Annotated in this window: 23 protein-coding genes and 1 other annotated feature; all 23 genes read left to right on the top strand. The window is 40.0% G+C overall.

Going from position 1 to position 23,007, the window contains the following annotated elements; genetic code table 11:
• The first annotated feature begins 22 nt into the window (after positions 1-22).
• Positions 23-2,731, top strand: a complete 2,709-nt coding sequence (locus RU93_RS07560; protein ID WP_245785387.1) for a YhgE/Pip domain-containing protein — start codon at positions 23-25, stop codon at positions 2,729-2,731.
• A 155-nt stretch (positions 2,732-2,886) separates the two neighbouring features.
• Positions 2,887-3,255, top strand: a complete 369-nt coding sequence (locus RU93_RS07555) for a DUF2500 domain-containing protein (protein WP_084131281.1) — start codon at positions 2,887-2,889, stop codon at positions 3,253-3,255.
• A gap of 503 nt (positions 3,256-3,758) precedes the next feature.
• Entirely contained in the window at positions 3,759-4,673 is a 915-nt protein-coding gene (gene gnd, locus RU93_RS07550; RefSeq protein ID WP_071875038.1) for a phosphogluconate dehydrogenase (NAD(+)-dependent, decarboxylating), read from the top strand.
• A 3-nt stretch (positions 4,674-4,676) separates the two neighbouring features.
• Positions 4,677-6,116: a gluconokinase gene (locus RU93_RS07545; protein ID WP_071875006.1), complete on the top strand. Its 1,440-nt coding sequence runs from the start codon at positions 4,677-4,679 to the stop codon at positions 6,114-6,116.
• Between the two features lie 219 nt (positions 6,117-6,335).
• Positions 6,336-6,812, top strand: coding sequence for a helix-turn-helix domain-containing protein (locus tag RU93_RS07540; protein WP_071875005.1), 477 nt, complete (start codon positions 6,336-6,338; stop codon positions 6,810-6,812).
• A gap of 347 nt (positions 6,813-7,159) precedes the next feature.
• A complete protein-coding gene (locus tag RU93_RS07535; RefSeq protein WP_071875004.1) occupies positions 7,160-8,680 on the top strand; it encodes a 2-isopropylmalate synthase in 1,521 nt (506 codons plus the stop codon).
• A complete protein-coding gene (gene leuB / locus RU93_RS07530) occupies positions 8,680-9,735 on the top strand; it encodes a 3-isopropylmalate dehydrogenase (protein ID WP_071875003.1) in 1,056 nt (351 codons plus the stop codon). Before RU93_RS07535 ends, leuB begins: the two co-directional genes overlap by 1 nt.
• Before the next feature lie 2 nt (positions 9,736-9,737).
• Positions 9,738-11,120, top strand: a complete 1,383-nt coding sequence (gene leuC / locus RU93_RS07525) for a 3-isopropylmalate dehydratase large subunit (RefSeq protein ID WP_071875002.1) — start codon at positions 9,738-9,740, stop codon at positions 11,118-11,120.
• Positions 11,121-11,714 (top strand): 3-isopropylmalate dehydratase small subunit, encoded by a 594-nt coding sequence (gene leuD / locus RU93_RS07520; RefSeq protein ID WP_071875001.1) that lies wholly within the window; start codon positions 11,121-11,123, stop codon positions 11,712-11,714.
• Positions 11,715-11,792: 78 nt separating this feature from the next.
• Positions 11,793-11,864, top strand: a sequence feature (ribosomal protein L21 leader region).
• 19 nt (positions 11,865-11,883) lie between these two features.
• A complete protein-coding gene (gene rplU / locus RU93_RS07515) occupies positions 11,884-12,192 on the top strand; it encodes a 50S ribosomal protein L21 (protein WP_071875000.1) in 309 nt (102 codons plus the stop codon).
• Between the two features lie 22 nt (positions 12,193-12,214).
• Positions 12,215-12,559, top strand: a complete 345-nt coding sequence (locus tag RU93_RS07510) for a ribosomal-processing cysteine protease Prp (RefSeq protein ID WP_071874999.1) — start codon at positions 12,215-12,217, stop codon at positions 12,557-12,559.
• A 12-nt stretch (positions 12,560-12,571) separates the two neighbouring features.
• Positions 12,572-12,865 carry a 50S ribosomal protein L27 gene (rpmA, locus tag RU93_RS07505; RefSeq protein ID WP_071874998.1) on the top strand — a complete coding sequence of 98 codons (294 nt, stop codon included), beginning with the start codon at positions 12,572-12,574 and terminating at the stop codon, positions 12,863-12,865.
• Positions 12,866-12,957: 92 nt separating this feature from the next.
• A complete protein-coding gene (locus tag RU93_RS07500; RefSeq protein WP_071874997.1) occupies positions 12,958-13,623 on the top strand; it encodes an HAD family hydrolase in 666 nt (221 codons plus the stop codon).
• Positions 13,624-13,757: 134 nt separating this feature from the next.
• On the top strand, positions 13,758-16,571 hold the full coding sequence (locus RU93_RS07495) for a sigma-54-dependent transcriptional regulator (RefSeq protein WP_071874996.1): 2,814 nt from the start codon (positions 13,758-13,760) through the stop codon (positions 16,569-16,571).
• A gap of 141 nt (positions 16,572-16,712) precedes the next feature.
• Positions 16,713-17,207 (top strand): mannose/fructose/sorbose PTS transporter subunit IIB, encoded by a 495-nt coding sequence (locus RU93_RS07490; RefSeq protein ID WP_071874995.1) that lies wholly within the window; start codon positions 16,713-16,715, stop codon positions 17,205-17,207.
• A gap of 17 nt (positions 17,208-17,224) precedes the next feature.
• The gene (locus RU93_RS07485) at positions 17,225-18,205 is read left to right on the top strand and encodes a mannose/fructose/sorbose PTS transporter subunit IIA (protein ID WP_071874994.1); all 981 of its coding nucleotides are present in this window, start codon (positions 17,225-17,227) and stop codon (positions 18,203-18,205) included.
• Between the two features lie 25 nt (positions 18,206-18,230).
• Positions 18,231-19,040, top strand: a complete 810-nt coding sequence (locus tag RU93_RS07480; RefSeq protein WP_071874993.1) for a PTS mannose/fructose/sorbose transporter subunit IIC — start codon at positions 18,231-18,233, stop codon at positions 19,038-19,040.
• A gap of 25 nt (positions 19,041-19,065) precedes the next feature.
• Positions 19,066-19,980, top strand: coding sequence for a PTS system mannose/fructose/sorbose family transporter subunit IID (locus tag RU93_RS07475; protein ID WP_071874992.1), 915 nt, complete (start codon positions 19,066-19,068; stop codon positions 19,978-19,980).
• A gap of 45 nt (positions 19,981-20,025) precedes the next feature.
• On the top strand, positions 20,026-20,424 hold the full coding sequence (locus tag RU93_RS07470; protein ID WP_071874991.1) for a DUF956 family protein: 399 nt from the start codon (positions 20,026-20,028) through the stop codon (positions 20,422-20,424).
• 185 nt (positions 20,425-20,609) lie between these two features.
• On the top strand, positions 20,610-20,852 hold the full coding sequence (locus tag RU93_RS07465; protein ID WP_071874990.1) for a GlsB/YeaQ/YmgE family stress response membrane protein: 243 nt from the start codon (positions 20,610-20,612) through the stop codon (positions 20,850-20,852).
• 66 nt (positions 20,853-20,918) lie between these two features.
• Entirely contained in the window at positions 20,919-21,983 is a 1,065-nt protein-coding gene (locus RU93_RS07460) for a M24 family metallopeptidase (RefSeq protein ID WP_071874989.1), read from the top strand.
• Positions 21,984-22,101: 118 nt separating this feature from the next.
• On the top strand, positions 22,102-22,527 hold the full coding sequence (locus tag RU93_RS07455) for an Asp23/Gls24 family envelope stress response protein (protein ID WP_071874988.1): 426 nt from the start codon (positions 22,102-22,104) through the stop codon (positions 22,525-22,527).
• Positions 22,520-22,969, top strand: a complete 450-nt coding sequence (gene nusB / locus RU93_RS07450; RefSeq protein WP_071874987.1) for a transcription antitermination factor NusB — start codon at positions 22,520-22,522, stop codon at positions 22,967-22,969. The genes RU93_RS07455 and nusB overlap by 8 nt, the downstream gene beginning before the upstream one ends.
• The last annotated feature ends 38 nt before the right edge of the window (positions 22,970-23,007 follow it).

Raw genomic sequence — 23,007 nt, 5'->3', positions numbered from 1 at the left:
GAAGATAGAAATGACTCAATGGATGAAAAAAACACTAAAACTATTTTGTTTAGATTGGCAACGAATTTTTCGTTCTAAACTGACTTTTATATTAATGATTGCGTTGATGGTCATCCCATCACTCTACGCATGGTTTAATATTGCCGCGCTATGGGATCCTTACGCCAATACGAAAGATATTACGATTGCGGTCTATTCCGACGACCAAACAGTGAGCGTATTGAATAAAAAAGTAAATATTGGCGATCAAATTGTCGAGAATCTGAAAGAGAATGAAACGATCGGATGGCAATTTGTTGATTCGAAGGCAGAACTCGATCAAGGAGTGAAGAGCGGAAAGTTTTATGGCGGGATTTATTTACCGAAAGATTTTTCTGCGAACTTGGTTAGTTTTGTGGATGGAGAGATTCAAAAACCCGAGATCAACTATAGTGTCAATCAAAAAATCAACGCGATTGCACCGAAAATCACCGATAAAGGTGCCAATACGATTAAAGATACGATTAGTCAAGAATTTATTGGCACGGTCAGTGAGACGTTACTCACGGTTTTTAATGAGGTTGGTTTTAGTTTGGATGACAACCTCATCAGCATTCATAAAATTACGGGTAAACTCCTTGATCTGGATGATCGTTTAGGAGAAATCGATGGGTATACGCAAGAAGTGGTTGCGCTGAATGAAAAACTACCCGAATTTCAAGAAAAGTTGAACAAAGCCAATGAGATGTTGGCCTTTATCCCTGAAGTCAATCAAATCGGTGAAAAAGTGCTTGAAGTGAACAAACTGATGCCGAAAGTAAAAGAATCGGGGCAGCTCATTTTGACGCTCGAAGAAAAAATTCCCGAAATTGAACATGCAGGGAAGCAAATTCAAATGATTGACGATGATTTTGATACCATTGCGCAGACACTGGATGACACATTACAAGAGGCAGCGAATGGATTGGTGCTGATCGAACAGGCACAAATGATTTTACCTGATGTACAAAAATTAGCGGTGACAGCAAATCAGATGATTCCGGAAATAGCTACGAGCATTGGAGAGATCCAAACGGCCTTGCCGCAAATTGCGAATGGGATCGGAACGGGGATTCAAATTGTGGCAACAATCGCCCAAGATATTCAACAAACAACGCAACGTTTAGCGGAGTTATTAGGCGATAACGAGTTGACTGACACGCAAAAGAGTGAAATCAAGACAACCTTGGCACATTTAAATGATCAATTGAACGCCTTATCGGAGATGCTCACTTCAACAATTGGGATGTTGCAGCAGCTTCAAGCGATGACGGAAAACACCTCTTTAGATTCACTAATTCAGCTATTAGCGACCGCTCAAAGTGAGATTCCAACACTGCAACAGACCATTGCTTTTGTGAGTGCGAATGTCGATCAATGGTCTTTAGCACAATTAAAACAACAATTGACGATTATTAGTCAAGAATCAGGGGACTTAGCGAACTTGTTAGCACCGATTACGCCAACTTTAATTAATGAAAAAGTCGCGCCGATGCTTGAGCAACTTCAAGAAATGTTAGAGACAGCCAAAAAAATTACGGGAAAAGTTGTGGATGAGGCCTTTATACAACAACTGGATACGTTACTGACGAATACAACAAAAACGGTCACCCAAGCGATGACTTTTCTAGAGAAGTATCAAGCGCAACTTCCGGCAGTGAAAGAAGAAATTCACCAAGCAAATGAGCTCTTAAATGGGAATATGACAACGATTATTGCGGCAATTCATACAGCTGCCGATTTATATGAAAATGAATTGCCAAAAATAGAAGCGAAATTAACGAAGGCGGCGACTTTTATTCAAAATGATCTTCCTAGTGTTGAAGCAGATCTGGTATCAACCGTTGAAATGATGAATGAAAAAATGCCACAAGTGACGGAAGCGTTAGCGCAAGCCACTACAATGATTGAAGAAGATTGGCCGAATATTCGAACCGGGATTCATAAAGTAGCCGATCTGGTTCGTCAAGGACAAGAAGATGTCAATTTAAATGAATTAATCAAACTGCTTAAATCCGATGCGCAAATGGAAAGTGATTTTCTATCAAATCCGATTACCATTGATCAAAAGGATGTTTATCCTGTCCCAAATAACGGTTCTGCCAGTGCACCGTTTTACACCGCACTTTGCTTATGGGTAGGAGCCGTCTTGTTTTCAAGTATTGCGGCGACGGAATTTGAATTAACAAAGGAAGAGCAAAAGTGCTATACAAAGCGACAGCAGTTTGTCGCACGAATGGGCACGTTCTTAGTTGTGGCGCTCTTTCAAGCGCTGATTGTGAGTGTGGGCAACCATTGGTTACTCGGTACGTACAACGTCAATCCTTTTTATAGTGTTTTATTTGCTTTACTAATCGGTCTCGCTTTTATGATGATGGTTTACGTCCTCGTTGCGCTTTTTGGCAATTTAGGAAAAGGAGCGGCGATTATTATTTTAGTCTTATCGATTTCAGGCGGTGGTGGGAACTATCCGGTAGAAATGTCTGGTAAATTCTTCCAATTCATCCACCCATTTCTACCATTTACGTATGCTGTTAACTTATTACGTGAAAGCGTGGGTGGTATTTATTGGCCGAATACGTGGCAGCCGATTCTTATTCTTACAAGCATCACCTTTATTTTTGGCATACTCGGAACTTGGCTCTATCCAAAAGTTCGACCATACTTTAAAAAACTAAATGAACAGTTACATGAAGGTAAAATTTTACATTAAGCTCCCACCCGTCATCTTAATAAACGGTGTTATGATAGTTGTCATAGCACCGTTTATTTTAGCTTTGCGAAAGTTGACGTAAAGCTAAAAAAGCTAGACACGTCAGTCTTTCATTGCTACACTAGAAGAAATGAATAGCGGAAGGGGCGTTTTGCATGGCTTTATTTTTTGATCCTTTTTCAGGTTTTGATTTTTTTTCGTTCGTTGTGCCCATTTTTTTCGGAATCACCCTGCTGATTATATTTGGCATGCTAGGTTATCGTTTAGTGGAGGGGTTGAAGAACTCTCAAGCATCAGAAGAAACCGTTCAAGCAACGTTAATCGATAAAGTCACCTCTACGAATCATTCGACGGACTCAAATGGGATGAATTCTTCGTGGACCAATTATACGTTGACGTTTGAACTTGCGACAAAAGAGCGAAAAACATTTGAGGTGAAACGAAAAGATTATTTGAAGTATGTCGTCGGAGATCGTGGTCAACTTTCATTTCAACGAAAAAGATTTAACGATTTTAAGATCTAAATGCATTTCTCATACAGAGCCTGCTTGCTCTGAGAGAGATGCTTTTTTGTTGTGCTGTTTTTGCTCGATTCTTTTCGGAAAAAATGATCGTTGTGGGATGCAAAGATGCAAAACGGAGTGTCTTATGCAAAAACGCGTAGCTTCCCTCATCTTTTTTTAATTTTTTTTTCATCTTTCGCTGTCGACTAATCAAAATAAAGTCATTTCTACTATAAAATAAAATGAACCCCATTTGTATTTATGTCGAATTTACTATAATTCTAAAAAGAGTTAGTTATCAATCTTTGTGAATTATAGTAAAAATTAATGTAATTCACGAGGTAAAAAGAGTGTTTTTTACTTTAATTATCAAGCTTTCTAGCTTATATTAGAATTGAAAATTTATTCTCAAATAGCGATTGACCCCTCAAAAACACTATGCTAAATTTGAACACGTTGCGTACAGAAGTGTATCTTAAAATAACATGTACGAAGAGCGTTTTTTAAAACAAGGGGGAATTATCGTGGAAATTCATTTAGTCGGATTAGGAAAAATGGGGTTAAACATTGCCATCAATTTACTGGAAAAAGGACACTCGGTCAAAGCATTTGACCAAAATACAGCGGTTGCCAAAACGTTAGAAGAAAAAGGTGGTCTCTTTTTTTCATCGTTAGAAACATTACTGGCAAGAACAAAATCAAATGACACGGAAGCCAAAATTGTCTGGTTAATGTTACCTGCTGGAGAAATCACGAAAATGGTCATGAATGATTGCTTAAGATTATTAAAGGCTGGCGATATCCTCATTGATGGGGGGAACTCTAAATATAGCGAAAGTAAAAAACATAACGAAGCATTTACAGCCAAAGGGATTACCTTTTTTGATGTCGGCACCTCTGGCGGTGTTTCAGGTGCTCGACACGGTGCTTGTATGATGATTGGTGGCAATCGTGAAGTCTTCCAATTGATTGAACCGATTTTTGCGAGCTTATGTGTGGACAATGGCTATGTTTTTTGTGGCGAAGCCGGTAGTGGCCATTACTTAAAAATGATCCACAACGGCATTGAATATGGTATGATGCAAGCAATAGGTGAAGGTTTTAATATTTTACACCATTCAGAATATGACTATGACTTAGAAGCGGTAGCGAAAGTCTTCAATCATGGATCGGTTATCCGGAGCTGGTTAATGGAGTTGACGCAAAACTTACTCTCACAAGATGCAGATTTAAGCGAAATTGAAGGCGTTATTGCTTCTTCTGGTGAAGGCAAATGGACAGTCGAAGAAGTCTTACGCTTAGAGTTATCCGCACCAGTGATTACGCAGTCGTTATTAACACGCTATGCGAGTAAAGATGAAGAAAAATACGGAGAAAAAGTGATTGCATCGCTCAGAAATCAATTTGGCGGGCATGCAATGACGAAAAAAGGAGAGTAATTCATGCAAACGATTCTGGGGATTGACATTGGTACCACCGCCATCAAATTCACCTTATTTTCATCAGAAGATTATGTCATATTAGATGCGATTAAATATCCTGTCCCTATGAATGAATCGGATGCAATCCAAAGTACACAAGTTCCCCAGGTCGTCTTGCAACTCGTTTTAAAAGGGATAAAAGCCCTCAGTGAACGCTATGGGATTGATTCGCTCGTCTTGAGTAGTGCGATGCATAGTTTAATACCCGTCGTCAATGGGCAGGCAGAGCAGATGTATTTGTGGTCTGATAAACGAGCGTCATCGATTATCGCGCAATTTAAAGAGAATCAGCCTGAATTGGCTAAACGATTTTATCGCCATACAGGCACTCCAATCCATGCGATGTCACCCTTTGCCAAACTGCTTTATTTTAAAGAAGAGCAGCCTGCTTTTTTTGCCAGCGTAGACCAATGGCTCGACATTAAAGCTTATGTCATGCAAGGTCTGACCGGTCAAACTGTAGTCGATTACTCGGTCGCATCGGCAACGGGCTTGTTCAATACGCTTTTGTTTGAGTGGGATCATGAAATATTGACGTATGTATCTGTTAATCAGAGTCAACTCCCCCAAGTAGTCGATACGAATCAAGCATTTTTCATCACACCAACAATGATTGAACGATTAGGGTTGCCTTTTGGTACTCAAGTTTATATTGGTGCGAGCGATGGTACATTAGCGAGTTATGCAAGCTTGATTGGAACGGGACGAAAAATTAGTTTGACCGTTGGTACGAGTGGGGCAGTTCGTTATTTGTCTTCAGAACGGAAAATTTCTGATAGACAAATAACGTTTTGTTACTATCTCGCAAAAAATCAGTGGGTGATTGGCGGAGCCACAAATAACGGAGGACGAACACTCGAATGGGTCAATGAGTTATTTTATGATCAGCCATTTAAGATTTTTACTGAGATACCAAAAGCACTCCTAAGTAGTCCGATTGGCGCCAATGGTCTTGTGTTTTTACCTTATATTAACGGTGAACGAGCTCCTTTATGGCAAGAAGATGTTCAAGGGGTGTTTGCGGGGATGACACTCGCTCATCAACGACACGATTTTATTCGAGCCATTTGCGAAGGAATCTTATTTAATTTAAAGGTGATTCACAGTGATTTGCGACTTCATGAAAAGGAAGGGATTGCCTTATCCGGTGGCTTCTTTGCGATTCCAAGTCTGGCGCAAGAAACAGCTGCGATTTTTGGCACTGAATGTCTTCAAAGTGACTATACAGAACCGGCTTTTGGTGCGGTGGCACTGGTTGGCCCATCGGTTGTTGCTGTGAAGCAAAGTGAACTAACCGTCATTGCGCCAGAACCAATCAAAGCAGATGCTTATCAAACGAGTTTTGAGCGTTTTAAAGAAGTCTTAGCAAAAGAACGAAATGAATTCAAAAAAGCCAAGTAAGATGGTAGGTGACTTGGCTTTTTTTAGCTAGTGTTATCGTAAAGTACTGAAATAGCGTTAAATGCTTTTCAATTTTTTTCTAGATGGAAATGATTAAAAGAGTGGTTAAATCAACGATGCAAGTGTTACTTGCGAACCAAAATGGTGTTGGCAAGAGAGTCTGGCTTGTGTGTCTTGAAGGAGCACTCTACACTAGGATTTGTCAGGAGGAGAGAACAGATGGATTTCAGTGAACAACTAAAAACGATTCGTAAAGAACGGGGATTAACCCAAGAGCAACTCGCTAACGAACTAATGGTTTCGCGACAAGCAATTTCGAATTGGGAAAACAACAAAAACTTACCCGATTTAGAAATGGTTGTCCGGATTTCCAAACTATTTCATCTTTCTCGGGACGAATTGATTCTAGGAGGAAACGAAATGACACACATGGCAGAAAAATTAATTCATGATGGAAAAGAAACACGGCGGGCGAAATTGAATCTTATTTCAATTAGTATTGGTGCCGTATTATTATTGATGGGGATTGGCTGTTTGGTCATAAAAAGTCTTTCAGTCGAATACATCGATGCACAAGGCGTGTTACACGAAAACTTTTTCTTACTACCAATTGGGTTTTTATTTATCTTTAGTAGCTTGATGACATTTATCGGAGTTGGTTTTAATAATTTACGCGTAAAATATCAAATGAAATAATCAGTGAACGGACCGGTAGCCAATGTGGTTATCGGTCTTTTTCTACTTTGAATCGTTATTAATTATTAAAAATCGATGATATGTATTGAATATTCAGAAAATTTAAACAAAAGGGTTGACTTCTTTTGTATAATTGGGTATCTTCTTACTTAAGAAAACTTTGGTTAGGTGATGAAAATGAAAAAAGAAAAGGTTAGCGTTCACGTACAAGTCGAAAATTCATTTTTATTATTATTATTTTAGGGAACTCTTTTTTCTGGTTAAAAAAAGAGTTCTGTTCGCATTGCATAAAGAAAAATCTTTATGGAATGCTTTTTTTATACTTAAAATAAAAGGAGACGATACGGATGCGCACAATTCAATTTTTTGACACTTCCTTAAGAGATGGCGAACAAACGCCAGGTGTCAATTTTAATACAAGAGAAAAAGTTCAGATAGCCCTGCAACTTGAAAAATGGGGTGTCGATGCGATTGAAGCGGGATTCCCGATTGCTTCTCCCGGCGATTTTGAAGCCGTTAAAAGCATCGCAGCAGTCTTGACAAAAGCAACAGTCGTAGGACTGGCACGCTGTCAACGACAAGATATCGATCGGGCTTATGAAGCCCTAAAAGAGGCGGTTCACCCTCAAATTCATGTTTTTTTAGCGACAAGCCCTATTCATATGAAAGATAAATTAAAAATGACACCAGAAGAAGTCTTAGCGTCGATTAAAGAACACGTCACTTATGCCGCGACGCTCTTTGAAAAAGTTCAGTTTTCACCAGAAGATGCGACGAGAACCGAACGTGCTTTTTTACTAGAAGCGGTTCAAACGGCGATTGATGCAGGAGCGACAATTATTAATGTCCCAGATACGGTGGGTTACTCGAATCCCACGCAGTACGGTGAATTATTTGCCTATTTAATTAGTCATATCAAAAGTGAAAAAGAAATCATCTTTTCTTCTCATTGCCACGACGATTTAGGCATGGCTACGGCTAATGCGCTTGCAGCGATTGAAAATGGTGCCAATCGTGTGGAAGGTTCAGTCAACGGGATCGGTGAGCGAGCAGGAAATACTGCACTCGAAGAAGTCGCGGTGGCTTTACACATTCGCAAAGACTTTTACGAGGCGAACTCAGCGATTCAATTACAAGAAACGAAGCGCACCAGTGATTTAGTGGCTCGTTTATCCGGGATTAACGTTCCAAAAAATAAAGCAGTGATTGGTGGTAACGCCTATGCCCACGAATCAGGCATTCACCAAGATGGCGTGTTAAAAAATCCTGAAACTTATGAAATTATTACGCCGCAATTAGTTGGTGTGCAGACCAACTCGTTGCCACTTGGAAAATTATCTGGTCGACATGCGTTTGCGACAAAAATGGAAGCACTCGGGTATCAATTAGAAGGGGAGCATTTAGCGCAATTATTTAAATCCTTTAAGCAATTAGCGGATAAAAAGAAACAAGTGAGTGATGAAGATTTGATGGCGTTAGTAGTCGATGATATTCGTCAAGAAAAGGTAAACTGTCACTTAGAAGCACTCCAACTACAATATGTTTCAAATGGCTTGCAAGGAGCGATTGTTTCGCTCAAAACAAAAGCAGGCGAAATTTTAACGTCATCGGCGATTGGATCGGGCAGTATTCAGGCAATCTATAATGCAATCGATCAGATTTTTCAACATAAACCGCAACTGGTTCGTTATGAAATTAACGCATTAACGAGTGGTGAAGATGCCCAAGCCGAAGTCTATGTAACACTAGAAGATAAAAATAAACAAAAACAGACGAATGGCGTAGGGGTTGACTTTGATGTCCTACAAGCTTCCGCCAAAGCCTATATAACGGCAAGTAGTCAATTGAAAGAAGCGGAGGAAAGATAATGGAAAAGAAGATTGTTGTATTAGCCGGAGATGGTATTGGACCAGAAATTATGGCGAGTGCTTTAGAAGTGTTAGAAGTCATCACCCAAAAGAGCGAGGTCACCTTTACCTTTGAAGCACATGACTTTGGTGGTGCCGCGATTGATTCTTGTGGTGAGCCTTTTCCAAAATCAACGCTTGAAGCTTGTGAATCAGCTGATGCGATTTTATTAGGCGCTATTGGCGGACCGAAATGGGAAAACGTTGAGAACACACCTGAGAAAGGATTACTCGCTCTACGCAAAGCCTTGAAATTATTTGCCAATATTCGACCGATTACCGTACCAGATGTTTTGTTGGATCGCTCGCCGATTAAAGAAGAAATTATTAAAGGGACAGACTTTGTCATTGTCCGGGAACTCACAAGTGGCATGTACTTCGGGGAACCACGTTTTCTAGGAGACACAGAAGCGTATGACACGAATTATTATCATGAAGCCGAAATTCGGCAAATTATGCGCCAAGCATTCAAAATTGCTCAAGGCAGAAAAAAACAAGTCTTATCTGTGGATAAAGCCAACGTTTTAGCAACGAGTAAATTATGGCGTCGCGTAGCAGAAGAAGTGGCCCTCGAATTTCCAGATTGTACGCTTAGTCATCAATATGTCGATTCAGCCGCGATGAAAATCATTCAAAACCCGCGTGCATTTGATGTCATTGTGACAGAAAACTTATTTGGTGACATCTTAAGTGATGAGGCGTCCGTGTTACCGGGCACATTAGGGGTCTTACCAAGTGCTAGTTACGGCGAAACGGGCATTGCGCTATACGAACCGATTCATGGCTCAGCACCTGATATTGCGGGTCAAAATAGTGCCAATCCAGTTTCAATGATGTTATCGGCGAGTTTAATGCTCCGTCAATCTTTTGGGTTAGAAACAATGGCTGATCAAATCGAAGAGGCTTGTTTTGCGACCATGGAAGCGGGTTTGTTAACGAGTGATTTAGGTGGAACAGCAAGTACAAGTGCGTTTACGCAAGCAGTGATTCAACGAATACAAGGAGAGGAGAAATAAGAATGGCAAAAACACTATTTGATAAAGTTTGGGAACGACATGTTGTCGATGGCGCAGCAGGTGAAGCGCAATTAATTTATATTGATTTACAAATGATTCATGAAGTAACTTCTCCTCAAGCCTTTGAAGGATTACGAATGGCAGGTCGTTCAGTTCGTCGACCAGATAAAACGTTTGGAACGATGGATCATAATGTGCCAACAAAAGATATTTTTACGATTACGGATTTAGTGTCGAAAAAACAAATGGATACTTTACGCACAAACTGTGAGGAATTTAAAATTACGTTGTGTGACAATGGCTCACAGCGCCAAGGAATTGTTCATATGGTCGGACCAGAAGTCGGCTTAACGCAACCAGGTAAAACGATTGTGTGTGGCGACTCTCATACAGCAACGCATGGTGCATTTGGTGCGATTGCCTTTGGGATTGGGACAAGCGAGGTTGAGCACGTGCTGGCGACGCAAACGCTTTGGCAAAAAAAACCAAAACGCATGGGCGTTAAAATTACTGGGGAATTACAACCAGGCGTTTATGCAAAAGATATTATCTTAGCTTTGATTGCGACATATGGGGTGGACTTTGGGGTCGGGTATGCAGTGGAATTTTATGGTGATACCGTGCAAAATCTGACCATGGAAGAACGAATGACTATTTGTAATATGTCGATTGAAGGAGGCGCTAAAATTGGCATGATGGCGCCAGACGCCAAAACCTTTGAATATGTGAAAGGCAGAGAGTATGCACCTGTTGATTTTGAGGCAGCTGTAGCCGATTGGCAAACACTCTACACAGATGATGAGTCTGCATTTGACAAAGTATTGACTCTTGAAGCCGATCAATTAGCGCCGTATATTACGTGGGGAACCAATCCTGAGATGGGCGTATCGATTGAAATGCCGTTTCCAGCGATTAAAGATCATAACGATCAACAAGCCTATGACTATATGGATTTACAGCCTGGTCAAGTCGCGTCGGATATTCCGATTGAGTATGTGTTTATCGGATCGTGTACGAATGGCCGTCTTTCCGATTTGGAAGAAGCTGCTCGTTTTATTAAAGGAAAAACCGTCAAAGAAGGCGTGACTGCGATTGTCGTTCCTGGTTCACGACCGGTTCGCCAAGCCGCTGAGAAAATTGGCTTAGATCAGATTTTCTTAGATGCAGGCTTTGAGTGGCGGGAACCCGGTTGTTCGATGTGTCTAGGAATGAATCCTGATAAAGTACCTGAGGGGATTCACTGTGCCTCAACGTCCAATCGAAATTTTGTCGGTCGTCAAGGTAAAAATGCGCGGACCCATCTTTGTTCTCCTGCAATGGCGGCATTAGCTGCGATTCACGGGCAGTTTGTGGATGTTCGTCAAGTCATGAAAGAGGTGATATAGATGGAGGCTTTTACACAATACCAAGGAAAAACTGTGCCATTTATGAATGATAATTTAGATACGGATCAAATTATTCCAAAAACTTATTTAAAAAGGATTGAGAAAACAGGCTTTGGTGAGTTTTTATTTGATGATTGGCGCTACTTAAGAGATCGGCGTTTAAATCCTGAATTTGTGTTGAATTTCCCTGAATACCAAGAAGCAACAATCTTAATTAGTGGGGAAAACTTTGGTTCGGGTTCTTCGCGCGAACATGCGGCATGGGCGTTGATGGATTATGGCTTTAAAGCAGTCATTGCTGAAAGTTATAGTGATATCTTCTATATGAATGCCGTGAAAAATGGCTTACTCCCGATTGAATTATCCAAAGCACAAGTCGCTGAATTAGCAAAACTATCACCAGCAGCACTCATTGAAATTGATTTGGTGAATCAACTCGTCAAAACACACGATCACGCGTATTCTTTTGAAATTGACAGCAGCTGGAAACACCGTCTCGTGAATGGGTTAGATGAAATTGGTGAAACCTTAATGGAAGCTGATAAAATCACCGCATATGAAGCAACGATTCCAAGTTATTGGCAAATAAACTAAAAAAATGCCTTTTTTAACAAGTTTTTGTTGACTCAGGTGTAACTTTTTGCTAGTATTGGATTGTTGTAATTGTGAGCACCACAACTACAACCGCACAGAATAAGTTATTAAGAACGTAAGTCACTTAGGATGGCGAGTCTAAGTCTAATAAAAGGAGGTGCTTGAGAGCATGTACGCAATTATCAAAACTGGTGGTAAACAAGTAAAAGTTGAAGTAGGTCAAGCAATTTACGTTGAAAAATTAAACGTAGAAGCTGGCGACAAAGTGACTTTTGAAGAGGTAATCTTAGTAGGTGGCGAATCAACAAAAGTAGGTGCGCCAACAATCGTAGGAGCAACTGTTGAGGGAACTGTGGAGAAACACGGTAAACAAAAGAAAGTTGTCACTTACAAATACAAACCTAAAAAAGGTTCACACCGTAAACAAGGTCATCGTCAACCGTATACAAAAGTAGTTATCGATGCAATTAACGCATAATAAGTTAAAGTAAGGACGAGCTATGATTAAAGGAACATTTAAACGCAATGACTCAGGACGGATCAAAACATTTGAGCTAACTGGTCATGCGGACGCAGGTGAATATGGCAGTGATATTGTTTGTGCCGCAGTTTCTGCTTTAGCGATCAATACCGTTAATGGGATTGAAGCTTTAGCTGGAGTAAAACCGCTAATTGACGCTGATGATACTGAAGGGGGTCAACTTTATGTTGAAATCCCAAGTAACATGACGCAAGAGCAAACAAACATCACACAAATTTTATTAGAAAATTTATTGCTAGGTCTCCAATCAGTTCAAGAAGAGAATAGCGAATCGATCCAAGTGGAAACATTAACAAAACAGTAGGAGGTGCATTTCATGTTAATGAAAATGAATTTACAATTCTTCGCTACGAAAAAAGGTGGAGGTTCTACATCTAACGGACGTGACTCACAATCAAAACGTTTAGGTTCTAAACGTGCTGATGGTCAAACCGTTACAGGTGGATCAATCCTTTACCGTCAACGTGGTACTAAAATCCATCCAGGCGCTAACGTAGGTATTGGTGGAGATGATACATTATTCGCTAAAATCGATGGTGTCGTACGTTTCGAACGTAAAGGCCGCGATAAAAAGCAAGTATCAGTTTACCCAGTAGCAGTAGAAGCTTAAAAAACAAAATAAAACGCTCCAAACTCTTGATAGGATAGAGTTTGGAGCGTTTTTTATAACGATATGCTAGAAATAGAAGGGAGTTCACAAGAATGAAAGCTGTTATTTTTGATATGGATGGCGTGATTGTTGATTCAGAGCCGATTTGGATTGCGTCAAAACAGCAAATGCTACGAGAACAAGGGATTGAAGTGCCGGATGCGTATCATCACCAACTTTTTGGGATGACCTTACGTACGATGTGGACTAAAATTCAAGCTGATTTTAATTTACCTCTCAGTGTTGATGCGTGCATCACGCGTGGTGAAGCGATTCGTCAAGCAATGCGAAAAGATTTACCTGTCAAAAGTATTCCGGGTTCAATCACCCTCATTCAAAGGTTGTTTGAAGCAGGGATTCCGTTAGCAATCGCTTCTTCTTCATCAAATAAAGATATTGCTCTCGCAGTCGACGCATTAGGGATTCGTCCTTATTTCCAGGTACTTGTGTCAGGAGAAGACTGTGCGCGTTCAAAACCCTTCCCAGATGTCTTTTTGAAGGCTGCTGATGCATTAGGCGTGAAACCGGAGACGGCCTTGGTAATTGAAGATGCTGTCAATGGCGTTAAAGCCGCAAAAGCTGCAGGCATGGTGTGCCTTGGTTTTGAAAATCCCGCATTTACCAAACAAGACTTGCGTGAAGCCGATGGGATTATCCGTGATTTATCGCTATTAACCATCGAACAGTGTCAGCAGTATTTTGGTGAAGAGCAGGAATAAACCAGTCAAGGCCCTTGTTCAACGAGGGTCGTGATTGGCTTTTTTTGGCTATCATTGGTAAAATGAGAAGATTGTGGTTATAATAAAAAAAACGGCGGAAGGCAAGGTATTCGTTGGAAGAGGTGGAAAGTTTTTTGAGTAAACGAATCGATGCGATTTATGCGTATGTAGTGGAACAATCAAAGAAGATGAATGGTGACTATTTGATGACAACACAAGAAGTTTCTGAAAAACTAAACTTTCAGCGAACGAATGTCAGTAAAGATCTGAATGACTTGGTTCGTGCAGGAAAGTTAGTGAAAATAGGCGGTAGACCAGTTCAATATCGCTTAGCAGGACAAGTGTCAGAGGAAGCGCCATCTGTTGTGCCGCCGATATCGAATGTGAAAATGGTGGCGCCAGCGCCAGTCAAAGAGTTTTTTAATCAACGTGAAAAAGATGATGTTTTTATCCATTTAATTGGTAGTCGAGGGAGTTTAAAAAATGCTGTCGAACAAGCGAAAGCTGCGATTTTATATCCTCCAAAAGGGCTGAATTGTTTAGTGACGGGACCAACCGGATCTGGGAAAACGTATTTCGCGCATGCGATGTTTCAATATGCCAAGGAAAATAAAGTCGTGCAAGAAACGAAAAAACTCGTCGTATTTAACTGTGCCGATTATGCGCACAATCCCGAATTATTAATGAGTTACTTGTTTGGTTACGTCGAAGGTGCTTTTACGGGAGCGGATAAAGAAAAATCAGGGTTGATTGATGAAGCGGATGGCGGGATGTTATTCTTGGATGAAGTCCATCGCTTGCCGCCAGAAGGCCAAGAGATGATTTTTTATTTGTTGGATCATGGGTTATATAATCGCTTAGGTGAAGTTGGGAAAAATCGACACGCAGATGTTCGAATTGTCGGTGCCACAACAGAAAATCCTAACTCGGCGTTACTTGATACTTTTTTGCGCCGTATTCCGATCCATATTCAATTACCGTCCTTTGAAAAACGGACGCCACAAGAAAAAATTGATTTCATTCAATTAATGGTTTCTCAAGAAGCGACGCGCATTCAACGGCGGATCTCGCTAACGGAAGAAGTCATTAAAGCACTCATTGGCAGTGTGACCTTTGGAAATATTGGTCAATTAAAATCAAGTGTTCAGCTGGTTTGTGCGCGAGGGTTTTTAAATCATATGCACCGCGAGCAAATTGATATTACTTTAGGTGATTTACCAGAAGGTATTCGAGCTGGTTTGCATTCGTTAACGAGTCGTCGCGAGTTATCGATGGGCTTGGCTGGTTATTTACCGACGAAGTTGATGGTCTATCCAAATCAAGAACTAGTCAATCCATATACCGATAGTTACGAATTGCCTTATAATTTGTATGACATTATCGGAAATAAAGCAGCATTACTAAAATCAGATGGGGTCGATCAAGAAACGATTAATCATTTTATTTCGACTGATATTAATGTCCATTTGCAATCGTTTTATAAAGATCATGGGTTTTCGTTCTCAACAGAAAATAAGTTAAGTGAATTTGTGGATGCAAAAGTCATTGAAGTGACGCATCAACTATACCAACATGTACAAGAGTATATTCCAGAAAAATCGCAACAAAACTTTATTTATGCCATGAGTTTGCATATTGCTTCCTTTTTAAAGAAATTTGAGTTAGGAGAAAAAAGATCGATTCATTCGAATATTCGTTTGATGGTCTCAGATTATCCACTGGAGTTTCGCTTAGCCCAAGAGATTCAAGAAAAAATTGCCGCATTTTTTACAATTCAAATTCCAAGAGATGAGATTTACTATTTAGCGGCGTTACTGATTTCGTTGCGGTACAGTCAATCCGAAGGCAAAATTGGATTGATTATTGCGGCTCACGGTAATAGTACAGCCTCTAGTATGGCAGAGGTGGCCCGACAGTTATTAGAGATGGAGCAAGTATTGGCGCTTGATATGCCACTGGATATGTCACCAAAAGTTGCTTTTGAAAAATTGAAAGCCTTAATCGTACAAGCTAATCAAGGAAGTGGCGTTTTATTATTAGTTGATATGGGCTCGTTGGCTCATTTTGATGAACGATTAGAACAAGAGACGGGTATTCGTGTGCGGACGATTGATATGGTTAGTACACCGATTGTATTAGAAGCGATACGTAAAGCAGAAACATTGGGATCGACGCTCGATGATCTCGTTGAATCGCTCCAAGGCTTCCAAGGTTACGGAATCTTAAAGGAAATTCAATCTTCCAAGAAAAAAGAATTACCGTTAGGAATACTGGCGATTTGTGCTTCAGGGGAAGGAACGGCGCAACGATTGAAAGAGATGCTTGAAAAAGTCCTCGCCGAGAAGAATTTGACGAAGATTCAAGTCATTACGGAATCAATGCTCCATTTAGCGGAACGCTTACCAGCGATTCAAGAAAGTTATCAGCTCATCGCGACGACAGGTGTGATGGATCCAGGCGTAAAAGTACCGTTTATTTCACTTGAGACTTTTTTAGAAGCTGACTTAGGAGAATTGTTAGAAAGCATCTTATTAGGAGAGGAACTCTTTACTTCTCCACAACAACTACACGAAGCGGGCGGTCGAGAAGTTTGCTTGTCGTATTTAGAAGAAAATGTCTTGTTTTTAAATCCAGCGAAAGTGATCGATGTGTTGTGGGGTGTAGCCGCAACGGTATGCCAATTGTGGTATGGTGAAAATTCATCGATGCACTTTCAAATTAATTTCACCTTACATCTTGCAGGAATGATTGAGCGTATTTTACTCCAACAAACACTGTCTGTGACAAGAGAAGAAGAGGAGCAAGCAGTTGCTCATCCCCGTTCTCTTCAATTAACAGAGTGTTTGGCGGAGTTAGAAACGACCTTTAATTTAAGTGTGCCGCTAAGCGAAAAATACTATTTATTCGTGATGCTCGATACACAAAACAATACACAAATAATACACTAAAGAAACAGTTTTTCTTTAGTGTATTATTTTTTTAGGAGTTCTTAAGGTTTTGTGAACTAGTGTATTGATTAAAAGTTGGCACGGAACTTGCTTATATACTATACGAGGAGGCGAATAAGGTGGAAATAGGAGGCGAAGAAAGTGGAGATTCAATTAGCGCGAATCGATGACCGACTCATTCATGGTCAAGTAGCAACTGCTTGGACTAAGGAAACCGGTGTGAATCGAATTATCGTCGTTAGTGATGACGTTGCCAAAGATCCTCTTCGAAAATTTATGTTGCAGGAAGCAGCACCCCCGGGAGTCAAAGCCAATGTAGTCACAGTGGGCAAGTTATTATCGATTTATAACAGTCAATTATTTACGGATCAAAAAATGATGCTTTTATTTACGAATCCACACGATGTCGTTGCTTTAATTCAAGGAGGAGTCAAAATTTCTTCGGTGAATATAGGTGGCATGCACTTTGTCGCTGGTAAAAAAATGATTACGAACTTTGTTTCTGTTGACGAAAAAGATATCGCGGCGTTTCAGTATTTGGATCGTTGTGGTGTGATTTTGGAAGTTCGGAAAGTTCCAGCAGATCGAAAAATTTTTTTAATGGACTTACTAAAAAAACGTAGTAAGGAAAAATGAATATAGGAGGTAAGGTAATGGTAGGAATTATCCTCGCAAGTCATGGAGAGTTTGCTAATGGACTGATGCAATCAGGCGCAATGATTTTTGGAGAACAACCAAACGTTGCAGCGTGTGTGTTGCATCCAAGTGAAGGACCAGATGATATCAAAGCTAAGATGCAAGCAGCAATCGATTCCTTTGACGATCAAACAGAAGTATTATTTTTAGTCGATTTATGGGGAGGAACACCATTCAATCAAGCGAATAGTTTGTTTGAAGCGCACAAAGAAAATTGGGCGATTGTTTCAGGTATGAATTTACCAATGTTAATTGAAGCGTATGCTGCAAGATTATCAATGGAAAAAGCGCAAGACGTAGCGAAAGCCATTTTGGGAACAGCTAAAGAAGGCGTAAAAGTGAAACCAGAAGAGTTAGAACCAGAAGAAGTTATGGTGGCAAATGCGCCAGCAGCACCTCAAGGAGCGATTCCAGCAGGGACGGTTTTAGGTGATGGCGAAATTAAATTTGTGTTAGCACGTGTCGATTCTCGCTTGCTTCATGGGCAAGTCGCAACAGCTTGGACAAAAGCAACCAATCCATCACGGATTATTGTAGTGTCTGACGCGGTAGCGAAAGATGAATTACGTCGTAAACTGATTGAACAAGCGGCACCTCCAGGGGTGAAAGCGAACGTTATTCCAATTAGTAAAATGATTGAAATTTCAAAAGACCCTCGCTTTGGCGATACAAAAGCATTACTACTTTTTGAAAACCCACAAGATGTTTTACGCGTAGTTGAAGCTGGCGTGAAAATCAAAGAAGTGAACGTGGGTTCATTGGCGCACTCCACAGGAAAAGTTGTGGTAAGTAAAGTATTATCAATGGGACATGAAGAAGTTGCCGCGTTTGAGAAACTAAAAGATCTTGGTGTGACTTTTGATGTTCGAAAAGTACCAAATGATTCAAAAGATAACTTAGATGAATTATTGAAAAAAGCGAAGAAAGAATTAGCTTAAATAAAAGAAATTGAGGAGGTTTATTATGTCTGATTTAAACTTAATCCAGATGATTTTAGTTGTATTCGTCGCTTTCTTGGCAGGTATGGAAGGGATTTTAGATGAATTCCAATTCCACCAACCATTAGTAGCGTGTACTTTAATCGGTCTAGTAACAGGGAATTTAGAAGTTGGTATTATTTTAGGTGGTTCATTACAAATGATTGCTCTAGGATGGGCAAACATTGGAGCGGCGGTTGCACCAGATGCGGCATTAGCGTCGGTTGCAGCAGCAATTATTTTAGTTTTAGGTGGCCAAGGCAAAGCAGGGATTCCTTCTGCAATCGCAATTGCGATTCCTTTAGCCGTTGCAGGTCTTTTCTTAACAATGTTAGTAAGAACATTAGCAGTGCCAATCGTTCACATGATGGACAAAGCAGCATCTGAAGGCGATTTCCGTAAGATTGAAGTATTACAAGTTGCCGCAATTGCGATGCAAGGGGTACGGATTGCGATTCCAGCTGCAGCGTTACTATTTATCCCAGCTGAAACCGTTAAAAACACACTCGAAATGATGCCAGCATGGTTAACAGATGGTATGGCAATCGGTGGTGGAATGGTTGTAGCAGTAGGGTATGCACTTGTAATTAATATGATGGCGACAAAAGAAGTTTGGCCATTCTTTGTTTTAGGATTCGTTATCGCTGCCATTTCTGAAATTACCTTAATCGGAATTGGCGCAATCGGTGTTGCTTTAGCATTAATTTACTTAAACCTTTCTAAAATGGGTGGTTCTTCCACTGGTGGCGGAAGTAGTTCAGGTGATCCGTTAGGTGACATCTTAAACGATTACTAAATCTAAAAAAGGAGGAAATCAAACAATGGTAGAAGAAAGAATTCAATTAACGAAAAAAGATCGTTTAGCAGTTGCTTGGCGTTCAACGTTTATCCAAGGATCTTGGAACTATGAGCGTATGCAAAACGGTGGTTTCGCATTTTCAATGATTCCAGCGATTAAAAAATTATATTCATCAAAAGAAGATCGTACAGCGGCGTTACAACGTCACTTAGAGTTTTTTAATACTCACCCATATATTGCATCACCAATTTTAGGAGTAACCTTAGCGTTAGAAGAAGAACGTGCGAATGGTGCACCCGTTGATGATGTCGCGATTCAAGGGGTAAAAGTCGGAATGATGGGACCTTTAGCTGGTATCGGCGATCCTGTCTTTTGGTTCACGGTACGTCCAATGTTAGGCGCACTCGGAGCATCACTTGCCCTTAGTGGAAATATCTTAGGCCCAATTATTTTCTTCGTCGCTTGGAACCTTATCCGTTGGGGCTTCATGTGGTATACACAAGAATTTGGTTACCGTGCAGGTTCTGCTATTACAGATGACTTATCAGGTGGTTTACTACAAGACGTTACAAAAGGGGCATCTATCTTAGGGATGTTCGTACTAGCGTCCTTAGTTCAACGTTGGGTAAATATTTCCTTTGTCCCAGTTGTCTCTAAAGTAACGTTATCTGAAGGAGCATATGTTGAATGGGATAAAATTCCGATGAACGCTCAAGGATTGCAACAAGCTTTCCAAGAAGTTTCTTCTGGAAAAGCGTTATCCAATATTCAAGAAACGACTTTACAAGCCAACTTAGATCAATTAATCCCAGGATTAGCTGGCCTATTGTTAACATTAGGTTGTATGTGGTTACTTAAGAAAAAAGTTTCACCAATCGTGATTATCTTAGGTCTATTTGTAGTCGGAATTCTTGGTCACCTTATCGGTATTTTATAAAATATCGGTTATAATGAGGTATGAAGCAATTGAAGGAGTGATAAAATGGTCGAATCATTAAATACGAAAGTAGACTTTGTCATCGACGCTACCTCTTTTTCAGGGTTAACGGATTATGGAAAGATCATGATTGGCGATAAAGGCTTTGAATTTTATCATGGTCGTGATCCACGTAAATTTATTCAAATACCGTGGGAAGAAGTCGATTACGTTGTCGCCTCGGTCTTTTTCAAAGGAAAATGGATTCCGCGTTATGGCATTCAAACGAAGAAAAATGGCACGTTTATCTTTTCTTCAAAAAAACCTAAAAAAGTCTTGAGAGAGATTCGTCATTATGTTGATCCCGATCGGATGATTCATTCTTTAAGCTTTTTCCAAGTCGTTAGCCGGGGAATCAAAGGTTTTTCTTTTAAAAAGTTAAAGAGAAGTCCTAAAATAAAATAATAATCAAAACGAGCGACCGATCTAGCCGATTGGTCGCTCGTTTTTTCGTGAGAATAACTTGCGTCACAGTCTTTAATGCAACACTTTCTTTTAGAAACACAATATATTATTAGGAGAAAATAATGATTATCGTGTTCTTTTTATGATAAACTAGAAAAAGAAATAGCAAGACGAGGGGGATGACGATGGATTTTTTAGGGACAATGTTAGCGGGTGCTGTGATAGGTATCTTAGCCAGTTTTGTAACAGGGGAACGAAGAGGTTGTATCTTTAATATTATTGCTGGAATTGTGGGGTCCGTGATTGGTGAGCGTCTCTTTTCTTTAGGCGGACCGACAATCGGTGGACTACCGATTCTTTCATCCGTGTTAGGTGCGATTATTTTTGTCGCAGTGATTTCGTTATTTTTTGGTCGAAAAAATGACTAATTCGATTTGAAAGTCAAGAAACTTTGTTATAATAAGTTTATGGAATAAGAAAGAAGGAATGTAGAAATGTTACGTGTGAATAATTTAAGAGCCGCCATGGCCAAAGAAGCGATTGATGGTTTTTTAGTCACGAATCCTTACAACTTACGCTACTTAGCGAATTTTACGGGAACGGCTGGGGTGGCAGTTATTACACCTACAAAAGCGTTCTTTGTGACTGATTTTCGTTACACGGAACAAGCCGCTGAACAAGCGTTAGGCTTTGAAATTATCAAACATACTGGACCGATTTTTGAAGAAGTCGCGAATATTTGCCGTCAAGAAGGAATCGAGGTATTGGCTTTTGAAGAAACGGTCATGAGTTTTGCGGAATATACGCAATTAGAAGATGTCGTGGAAGAAAGTTCTCTTTTACCAATTAGTGGTCTGATTGAGTCCTTGCGCGAAGTGAAAGATGAAGCGGAAATCACGTTGATTGAAAAAGCATGTGCGATTGCTGATCAAGGATTTGCCTATATTCTTGAGCAAATCAAACCAGGAATGACGGAAATTCAAGTTGCCAATCAGCTTGATTTTTATATGCGTTCGCTAGGTGCAACAAGTGTTTCTTTTGATACAATCGTCGCAAGTGGTGTTCGTTCTGCCATGCCACACGGTGTTGCAAGTACGAAAGTGATTGAAAAAGGCGACTTAATCACATTAGATTTTGGTTGTTACTATGAAGGTTATGTTTCGGATATGACAAGAACGTTTGCGCTTGGCGATCCAGGTGAGAAATTAAAAGAGATTCATCAAATTGTCTTAGAAGCACAACTCATGGTCAATGCCGTTGCCAAAGCTGGCATGTCTGGTGTGGAACTAGATGCTGTTGCGCGTGATTACATTGCTTCTCACGGTTATGGCGAGGCATTTGGCCATTCAACAGGTCATGGTATTGGGTTAGAAATCCATGAAGGACCAAACGTCTCTTTTAAATCGCCAAAATTATTTGTACCGGGTAATGTGATTACGAATGAGCCGGGGATCTATTTACCAGGTATTGGTGGGGTTCGAATTGAAGATGATTTACTCATTACGACCACTGGTAATCGTATTTTAACGCATTCACCGAAGGAATTGATTATCTTATAATCTTTTTTTCCTTTGTAAAACGGTTTCGACTATAATAATCAGCAAACATATTGTATAATAAGGCTTAATGAACGAGTTACGCTTCACTAGAAATAACTAGGAAATGGAGGAATGAAAAATGGTAGATGAAACGAGCTTAGTATTAGATACGGATCATGGATTAGGTGAGATTGTCATTGCACCAGAAGTCATCGAGGTGATTATTGGGATTGCCGCTTCAAAAGTTGACGGTGTTCACCGTATGCAAGCAAGCTTTACGAATAACGTGACGGAATTACTTGGCCGCTCTGTTTATGGTAAAGGTGTCCACTTAACCATTGATGAAGAGGGAATCAAAGTTGATTTATATGTCAATTTAAAATATGGTGTGTCCGTACCAAAAGTTGCGATGCAAGTGCAAAGTCGCGTGAAGCAACAAGTGCTATTTATGACGGATATTGAATTAGACGAAGTCAATATACACGTTGTATCATTAGTTCCTGAAAAAACAGAACAATTGGATTTAGAAGAATTATTTGAAAATGATGAGGCTGAAAATGAATAAAGAATTATCAAGACGTGAAATTAGGCAAATGGCGATTCAAGCGTTATTTCCTTTAGATTTTAATCAAGAATTAACGAAACACGATGCCATCGTGCATGCAATTGAGTTAGAACACGAAGATATGATTGATGAAGAACAAGAACATTTTGTTCCAGCCTATCTTGATTTATTAGTCACAGGTGTCTGTGAACGTAAAGCAGAACTAGACGAAATCATTCAAAAGTATTTACGAACAGGATGGACGTTAAAACGGTTATCCAAAATGGATTTAACCATCTTACGCTTGGCGTTGTTTGAAATGCTTTATGTTGACAATGTACCAAATAAAGTGGTGTTAAACGAAGCGATAGAATTAACGAAAGTATTTAGTGACGATCAGTCAAGAAAGTTCGTGAATGGGATCCTTTCGAATGTTAATAACGAAATAGAAGCTAGCAAATAAGCTAGCTTCTTTATATTTATACTGAAGTTATGCTAAAA

The sequence above is a fragment of the Enterococcus aquimarinus genome, assembly GCF_001885765.1.
GTDB classification, from domain to species: Bacteria; Bacillota; Bacilli; order Lactobacillales; family Enterococcaceae; genus Enterococcus_I; species Enterococcus_I aquimarinus.
Note: the sequence above shows the minus strand (reverse complement) of the source record. Positions and strands in the feature narration are given on the sequence as shown.